General features: G+C 60.6%; 2 protein-coding genes and 1 tRNA gene. 2 read left to right on the top strand and 1 reads right to left on the bottom strand.

Going from position 1 to position 1,120, the window contains the following annotated elements:
- Positions 1-259: ACT domain-containing protein (locus P7F28_RS09295; protein WP_306805845.1), on the top strand; the 259-nt coding region annotated here is incomplete at its 5' end.
- Between the two features lie 89 nt (positions 260-348).
- Positions 349-846 carry a phage protein NinX family protein gene (locus P7F28_RS09300; protein WP_277184219.1) on the top strand — a complete coding sequence of 166 codons (498 nt, stop codon included), beginning with the start codon at positions 349-351 and terminating at the stop codon, positions 844-846.
- A 50-nt stretch (positions 847-896) separates the two neighbouring features.
- Here the strand turns inward: P7F28_RS09300 and P7F28_RS09305 are convergent.
- Positions 897-973, bottom strand: a tRNA-Arg gene (locus P7F28_RS09305).
- Positions 974-1,120: the final 147 nt, after the last annotated feature.

Genomic DNA, 1,120 nt, shown 5'->3' on the forward strand with positions numbered 1-1,120 from the left:
CGCGCGCGTTGCCGCCGACATTACCTCTGCGGATGCCAATATCGTGCATATCGCGATGGACGAGGACGTGTCGCAGGAAGCCAAGCTGCTGCGCTTTGTCATTCAGGTCAGCGACCGCGTGCATCTGGCGAATGTGATGCGCCGCGTGCGCACGAATCACGACGTCATGCGTATCGCGCGCGAGCGTCCAAGCGACGAGCCGCATCATCGCAATCAGGACGGCGGCATGCGCATCGACCGGGAACGCGCCGACTACTGATCCTCCCATTTCCCGTTCGGCGCGGGAACGCGGCGTGCATGGCTGTCGTCGATCGATTCATTCATCGATGCACAGGAGAATGCGCCGCAATGAACACTTCCGATCTCGAAGGCCCCACGCTCGATTACTGGGTGGCGCGCGGCCTGCACGATTTCATTCGGGAAATCCACTTCACCGACAGCGGAGAGACGCTCTCCATTCGCGGCAACGATCGCGGCAAGCCCTGGGACGGACGGTTCCTGCCGTCGACGTCGTGGGATGCGGCGTCTGTCGTGCTCGAGCGCGCGTGCAAGCTCGAAATGCACGATCACGGGCGCGGTGAAGTCGTATGCACGGTGAGCTTTGGCAAGGACGGCGAAACGATGGAAGGGCGCGGCGAGTCGCTACGGACCGCGTTGCTGCGGGCCTTCGTGCGGCATTCGTTTGGCGACAGCGTCGAGGATGAATACCCGCGTCGCCCGCAAGCGCTGACGGGCCTGCAAGCCGATCCGATCGAAGAGTCGAGCGCGGTGACGTCGTTATCGGTGGAGGATATGCCGCGGCCGGAAGCGCATATCGGCGATATTGGTTCAACGCCTCGGCAATAAAGCGCCGCAGAAACAAAAAGGGCCTTCCGTCCGGAAGGCCCTTCGAAAAATGGCGCGGCTGGCAGGATTCGAACCCACGACCCCTTGGTTCGTAGCCAAGTACTCTATCCAACTGAGCTACAGCCGCACGCAAAACGGTACAACTTCGTGTTACTTCAATGCGCTTTGGTTAGCGCGTGATGCCTTCATACGAAGACATCAGAATAAGTGGCGCGGCTGGCAGGATTCGAACCCACGACCCCTTGGTTCGTAGCCAAGTACTCTATCCAACTGA

Origin of the sequence: Caballeronia sp. BR00000012568055, assembly GCF_029439455.1 — a bacterium.
Classification (GTDB): Bacteria; Pseudomonadota; Gammaproteobacteria; order Burkholderiales; family Burkholderiaceae; genus Caballeronia.